Genomic DNA, 6,054 nt, shown 5'->3' with positions numbered 1-6,054 from the left:
TGATCCGAGACCGCCGAGCCTGATTCTTGTTGGGGTGGGCTTCGTCGCGACGGGCATGGGCGCCAGCACAATTCTCGGACCCATCGTCGGTGGCTCCCTCATCGACCACTGCGGATACACCGGCGTGTTCTGGGCTCAGCTGATTCACGTACTCATCGCCGGTGCGGCTGGCGCATTCCTGGTTCTCGAGACCACCCTGCGCACCCGGCGAAGCTCGACGTCGTCGGCGCACTGATCCTCGGCCTCGGCGCTTTCGTCCTTCTGTTCGGCATCGGTAAGGCTTCCGCTTGGGATACTCCTCGCTGGAAACGATCGTGTCCGTCGGCGGCGGTATCGCGATTCTGATCGGCTGGGTTTTCTACGAGCGTCGACCGGCAGAACCGCTCATCGACATCGATCTTCTCAAGCTCCACGCTGTCGCAAAGACTATGGCAGCCAGTGGCTTTGTTCAGTTCGTGCTGGTCAGCCGTTCGATGCTCATCTCGATGTTCGTGATGCCCGATCCTGATCTGGGCTTCGAACTCGGAACGGCGTCGGCCACACTGCCCAACCTGATGATGCGCACCGTGCCTGCCGAGACGCAGGGCATCGCCGGCGGCATGCTCAACCTGTCGGGTTCGATGGGTAGCGCGCTCGGCAGCCAGTTGATGATCGCGATCCGCGCAGTACCCGGTGTCATGTTGGTCGGGCATGCGTCGCAGTACCAGGAATCCGGATATGTCTACGTCTTCCTGACCTTGTCGGTAATCGGTGCCGCAGCGGCGGCTATGGGTGTGTTGCTCACTCGCGCAAAGGCCGTCGACGCCGAGCCATCTAAGGATTCGGTGTCTGTCGGGCACTGAGGACACCCGTCTCTCAGTATCTGACAGCGCTCGCCAGGGCTGCCAACGACAGTGCCTGGTGAGCGCGTTCGAGTACAGCGAGCCTGCCGTAGTCGATATGAGCCTGCAGTGAATCGAGCGCTTCGGGCAACTTGTTGTCGAGGACGAGTTCGGCTATCGCGATGTGTTCCTCGACAATGGCTTCGATTCCCGCCGGCGTCAGATTGTCGAACATCCGCACCGGCCGAATCCTGGCGTTGACATGTGCCAAAGCCTCCGTCAGGGCTGGATTTCCAGACGCCACGAGCAGAGCTGTGTGGAATTCCTCGTCGAGAGTGACAAAGCTGGTGTCCGGTTCGAGGGTGCGTGCGCGCAACTTGTACCACCGCTCGAGTTCTGCACCTAGTACGTCGACGTCGTGCCGGGTGTACTCGGTGTCGAGAACTCGGCGAATTCCCTGTAATTCGAGCAGTATTCGCAGTTCGTACAGTCCGTCAAGTTCCTCGAGACGTGGGCGGTACGGATACAGTCCGTGCTCACCGCGTTGAACCAAACCGTCCGACTGCAACCGGGCAAGAGCTTCGCGAACAGGCGTTCTCGACACGCCGTGGATCTGGGCGAGACGCTCCTCGCTCAAGCGTTGATCCGGGGCGATCTTTCCGGACATCAGATCTGCTCGGATCGACTGATATACCTGATCTCGGAGAGACCCGGCGGAATGCTCGACGACAGACATGTCAGATGGCCATTGCTCGGCGGACGGCGTCGGTGGATTCGGTCCCGCCGGTTCCGGTGGAGGTGACATGCCCCGCAGCGAGGACGCTGTAGTGCTGCGCAGACTGGAGCGCGAATCCGATGTGTTGTTCGACGAGGAGAACACCGAGATCGCCCCGACGCGTCAGGTCCATGATGGTGCGTTCGATCTCGGCGACGACGTTGGGCTGAATACCTTCGGTGGGTTCGTCGAGGATGAGGATCTTCGGTTCGGTGATGAGGGCGCGGGCGATGGCCAGTTGTTGGCGTTGTCCGCCGGAGAGGAGTCCGGCGCGGCGCTCGAGCAATGTGGTCAGCGCGGGAAACATGTCCAATGCTTCTGCGATGAGTGCCTTTCCGCGTTTGCGGCCATCGGCTACCACTTGAAGGTTCTCCGCTGTGGTCAGTTGCCCGAACGATTGTTGTCCCTGCGGGACGTAGGCAAGACCGCGGGCTACGCGGGCGCTGGGGCGCATTGCGGTGATGTCCTCGCCGCCCAGGAGGATGGTTCCACTGGTCGGCTTGATCAGCCCGACAACAGCTCGCAGGAGTGTCGTCTTGCCGGCTCCATTGTGGCCCATGACCGCGGCGACCCCGTCACGTGGGACGGTCAGTGAGATCCCGTGAATGACTTCGGTTCGACCGTACCCGGCTCGGATATCCCTGATTTCCAGCATGATTCACTCCTGACCCACCGGCGCAGCTGCTGCCGTGCCGAGGTAGACCGCTTGGACTTTGGGATCTGCTTGTACCTGCGCGACGGTTCCTTCGGCGAGGACCTTGCCGGCGGCGAGAACGGTGACCGAGGTGGCAAACGCTCGCATGAAATCCATATCGTGTTCGACCACGACGACGGTGCGCGCGCCGCCGATACGACGCAGGAGGTTACCGGTCTCCTCCCGTTCCTCGAGGCTCATACCGGCGACGGGCTCGTCGAGGAGCAGAACCGAACAGTTCTGCACCAGAAGCATTCCGATCTCGAGCCACTGCTTCTGTCCGTGAGCCAAGATGCCGGCCGGAGTGTCGCGCAGAGCTTCGAGGCCGATTGTCTCGAGGGATTCTTCGATTTCGGGGAGTACGGACTTGCGGGTGCGCAACAGTTCCCAGGCCGAGCGGCCGGCGCCGGCTGCGATGTCGAGATTTTGCAGGACCGTGAGTTCTTCGAACACGCTGGCAGTCTGGAACGTGCGTCCGACACCGAGCCGGGCGATCTTGTGAACCTTCTTGCCCAGCAACTGTTCACCGGATTTGGTGATCGACCCGGTGGCGGGTACCAGCCCGGTGATGGCGTCGACGAGTGTGGTCTTGCCGGCGCCGTTGGGGCCGATCAGGAAGCGGAGGTCGCCCTGCATCAGCGTCAGGTCGACGTTGTCGACGGCTTTGAATCCGTCGAAGCTGACCGAGAGGTTGCGCACCTCGAGGTATTCGGAGGACATTCCGGCGTTGCCACCGAGGGCGGGGGCGGTTCGGCTGGTGGCGGTTGTGTTGGTCATACGGACACCTCCACGGCTTCCGGTTCGGTGACCTTCGACGTTGTCGGGGGAACGGACTTGTTTCGCTTCTTGCGGTGTCGTAGTAGGGCAAAGAGTCCGGCGACTCCGGCGGGGAAGAAGCCGACCACGATGATGAACATGAGGCCTTGGGCGTAGATCCAGCCGGACGGAAGTTTCTCGGAGAAGGCCGACTGCGCCCAGGCGACACCGATGGCTCCGAGTACGGGTCCGAGTAGCGTTGCGCGGCCACCGATTGCGACGCCGATGAGGAAGGCGATGGAAGGAACGATCCCGACGTCGGCGGGGGAGATGATGCCCACGATCGGAACGAACAGTGCCCCGGCGATGCCGGCGAGGAATGCGGCCGTCACGTAGGCCACCAGCTTGATGTTGGCGGGATCGTATCCGAGGAATCGCACCCGCTCTTCCTGATCTCGCACGGCGACAAGCAGTTCGCCGTACCGGGAGTTCATCAGCTGTCTAATCAGCGCGACCGACGCGAGAAGAATTCCGGCGGCGATGAAGAACAGCATCTGCTTGTTCGCCGGGTCGTTAAGGTTGAATCCGAAGAACGTGCGGAAGCGGTTCAGTCCGTTACTCCCGCCGATGGATTGCTGCCCGATCAGCAAGATCGCGAAGGCCGCGGCCAGTGCCTGGGAGAGGATGGCGAAGTAAGCGCCCTTGACGCGTCGCTTGAAGACGCCGAGTCCGAGAAGAAAGGCCACGGCAGCGGGCAGGAACAGTACCGCGAAGATCGCGACGAACGGAGAGGCGAAAGGTTGCCAGTAGCCGGGTAGTTCGGTTTTTCCGGCGATCGTCATGAAGTCGGGGACCGCGTCACCTTTGAGTTCGGCGTCGGCGATCTTGAGATGCATTGCCATCACGTAGGCGCCGATTCCGAAGAAGACGCCCTGCCCGAGGGTGAGCATTCCTCCTCGGCCCCAAGCCAATCCGATTCCGACTGCAACGATGGCGAAGCACAGGAACTTCGCCAGCAACGACAGCCGGAAGTCGGAGAGCACTGCCGGGGCAACCGCGAACAAGATGACCGCGGCAACTGCGAATCCGCCCCAGACCCGGATACGTGAATTGCTGAGGATACTCATACGAGACTCCTTGTCTTGACTGCAAACAGTCCCTGCGGACGCAGTTGGAGGAACACGACGATGATGACGAAGACGATCACCTTCGCGATCGACGCGGTAGTCGAGTATTCGATGAACGAGTTCAGGATGCCCAAGGCGAAGGCGGCAATGACCGCGCCCTTCATCTGCCCGAGCCCGCCGACGACAACTACCAAGAATGCGTCGATCAGATAGGACTGCCCGATAGTCGGGCTGGTCGAGCCGATCAGCGTCAATGCAACACCCGCTACGCCGGCCAAGCCGGACCCGATGAAAAACGTGGTGATATCGGTACGTCGGGAGGAGATTCCGCTAGTTTCCGCGAGGTCGCGGTTTTGCACCACGGCACGGATTCGGCGGCCCATGGATGACTGCTTGAGTGCCAGAGATACGGCGATCACGGCGGCGATGGAGAGTACAAGAATGAAGATTCGGGTACGGGGGACGATGGCGCCGAAGATTTCGACGCCACCCGAAAGCCACGTCGGTGCTATGACATTGACAGCGGGTGCGCCGAAGATGTCGCGTGCCAGTTGTTGAAGGATCAGGCCGACGCCGAACGTCACCAGCAGCGTGTCGAGTGGGCGGTGGTACATCCGCGACACCAGAACCACTTCCAGGAGGACACCCATCAGTCCGCCGACGACAAAACCAACCAGCAGAGAGACGATCAAAGATCCGGTGGCGTTGGAAATGACCTGCTGCACTACGTAGGCGGTGTACGAACCAGCCATGATGAACTCGCCGTGCGCCATGTTGATGACGCCCATCTGCCCGAACGTCAGTGACAGTCCCAGTGCGGCCAACAACAGGATCGATCCGATACTCAAACCCGTGAACAGCTGTCCGATCATTACATCCATGACAGACGTTCCGCCTCTCTACCAGTCGGTTTCATTGCAGTCGGGGCTCTCTACTTGCTGCTGCTACCCAGACCTGCGGCCCAGGGGTAGTTCTTCAGGTACGGATCGGGTTCGATCGGCTGGCCGGAATCCCAGACGGTGTAAATCAGTCCGTCGCTGCGGATCTCGCCGATGCGGGCGGTTTTGGTGATGTGGTGGTTGTCTCCGTCGATGGTGACCAGGCCTTCGGGGGCGTCGAAGGTGACGCCGTCGGCATTGTCCTGAATATCCTTGACAGCAAAGGATTTAGCCTTCTCGACAGTGTTCTTCCACAGGTAGACCGAGGTGTAGGCGGCTTCCATCGGGTCGGAGGTGGGCTTGTCCTGGCCGTACTTGGCCTTGTAGGCCGCGACGAACTTGTTGTTTTCCGGGCTGTCGATGGTCTGGTAGTAATTCCACGCTGTCAGTTGGCCTTCGACGTTCTGCACACCGATGCCGCCCACTTCTTCTTCCGCGATGGAGACGGAGACCACGGGCATATCAGCCGGCTTCAATCCGACGTTGGTGTACTCGCGGAAGAAAGCGACGTTGGAATCGCCGTTGAGAGTGTTGAATACGGCGTCGGCGTCAGCCGTGCGCACCTTGTTGACGATGGTGGAGAAATCGGTGGATCCAAGAGGGGTGTAGTCCTCACCCTTGATTTCCATGCCGTTGGCTGCTGCGTACGCCTTGATGATGCGGTTGGCAGTCTGGGGGAAGACGTAGTCGCTACCAACGAGATACAGCGACTTGGCGCCCTTCTCCTTCAGGTAGTCCAGTGCCGGAATGATCTGCTGATTTGTCGTGGCGCCGGTGTAGAAGATGTTCTTGGAATCTTCCAGACCTTCGTACTGCACGGGGTAGTAGAGGAGTGAGTTGTTGTCCTCGAACACGGGAAGCATCGCCTTGCGGCTCGACGACGTCCAACCGCCGAAAACTGCTGCAACGCAGTCACTGCTGATAAGTTTCTCGGCCTTCTCGG

At 60.7% G+C, this 6,054-nt stretch carries 7 protein-coding genes and 1 pseudogene; 2 read left to right on the top strand and 6 right to left on the bottom strand.

All coding sequences use genetic code 11. From position 1 onward, the window contains the following. Together QM600_RS28685 and QM600_RS28680 are read left to right on the top strand one after the other, a co-directional pair. Nucleotides 1–235, top strand: a pseudogene (locus QM600_RS28685) (MFS transporter); the annotation flags it as partial. Nucleotides 236–287: 52 nt separating this feature from the next. After that, on the top strand, nucleotides 288–842 hold the full coding sequence (locus tag QM600_RS28680) for an MFS transporter (RefSeq protein WP_283265133.1): 555 nt from the start codon (nucleotides 288–290) through the stop codon (nucleotides 840–842). 13 nt (nucleotides 843–855) lie between these two features. On the opposite strand, the gene QM600_RS28675 is transcribed toward QM600_RS28680, so the two are convergent. From QM600_RS28675 to QM600_RS28650, 6 genes are all read right to left on the bottom strand, one after another. Continuing rightward, nucleotides 856–1,557: a GntR family transcriptional regulator gene (locus tag QM600_RS28675; protein WP_283265132.1), complete on the bottom strand. Its 702-nt coding sequence runs from the start codon at nucleotides 1,555–1,557 to the stop codon at nucleotides 856–858. A gap of 1 nt (nucleotide 1,558) precedes the next feature. Continuing rightward, nucleotides 1,559–2,251, bottom strand: a complete 693-nt coding sequence (gene urtE, locus QM600_RS28670) for an urea ABC transporter ATP-binding subunit UrtE (protein ID WP_283265131.1) — start codon at nucleotides 2,249–2,251, stop codon at nucleotides 1,559–1,561. Nucleotides 2,252–2,254: 3 nt separating this feature from the next. Then, on the bottom strand, nucleotides 2,255–3,067 hold the full coding sequence (urtD, locus tag QM600_RS28665) for an urea ABC transporter ATP-binding protein UrtD (protein ID WP_283265130.1): 813 nt from the start codon (nucleotides 3,065–3,067) through the stop codon (nucleotides 2,255–2,257). Next, complete coding sequence (gene urtC / locus QM600_RS28660; protein WP_283265129.1) at nucleotides 3,064–4,173, bottom strand: urea ABC transporter permease subunit UrtC; 1,110 nt, start codon at nucleotides 4,171–4,173, stop codon at nucleotides 3,064–3,066. Before urtC ends, urtD begins: the two co-directional genes overlap by 4 nt. Next, nucleotides 4,170–5,054, bottom strand: coding sequence for an urea ABC transporter permease subunit UrtB (urtB, locus tag QM600_RS28655; protein ID WP_094271665.1), 885 nt, complete (start codon nucleotides 5,052–5,054; stop codon nucleotides 4,170–4,172). Before urtB ends, urtC begins: the two co-directional genes overlap by 4 nt. A gap of 50 nt (nucleotides 5,055–5,104) precedes the next feature. Continuing rightward, a partial coding sequence (locus QM600_RS28650) for a transporter substrate-binding protein (protein WP_283265128.1) occupies nucleotides 5,105–6,054 on the bottom strand: 950 nt, incomplete at its 5' end.

Origin of the sequence: Rhodococcus sp. IEGM 1379 (assembly GCF_030056815.1) — a bacterium.
Taxonomy (GTDB): domain Bacteria; phylum Actinomycetota; class Actinomycetes; order Mycobacteriales; family Mycobacteriaceae; genus Rhodococcus_F.
Note: the sequence above shows the minus strand (reverse complement) of the source record. Positions and strands in the feature narration are given on the sequence as shown.

Excerpts from the sequence above, each read along its gene's own strand:
- QM600_RS28675 (WP_283265132.1), bottom strand. The coding sequence starts at position 1,557 with ATGTCTGTCGTCGAGCATTCCGCCGGGTCTCTCCGAGATCAGGTATAT.
- urtE (WP_283265131.1), bottom strand. The coding sequence starts at position 2,251 with ATGCTGGAAATCAGGGATATCCGAGCCGGGTACGGTCGAACCGAAGTC.
- urtD (WP_283265130.1), bottom strand. The coding sequence starts at position 3,067 with ATGACCAACACAACCGCCACCAGCCGAACCGCCCCCGCCCTCGGTGGC.
- urtC (WP_283265129.1), bottom strand. The coding sequence starts at position 4,173 with ATGAGTATCCTCAGCAATTCACGTATCCGGGTCTGGGGCGGATTCGCA.
- urtB (WP_094271665.1), bottom strand. The coding sequence starts at position 5,054 with ATGGATGTAATGATCGGACAGCTGTTCACGGGTTTGAGTATCGGATCG.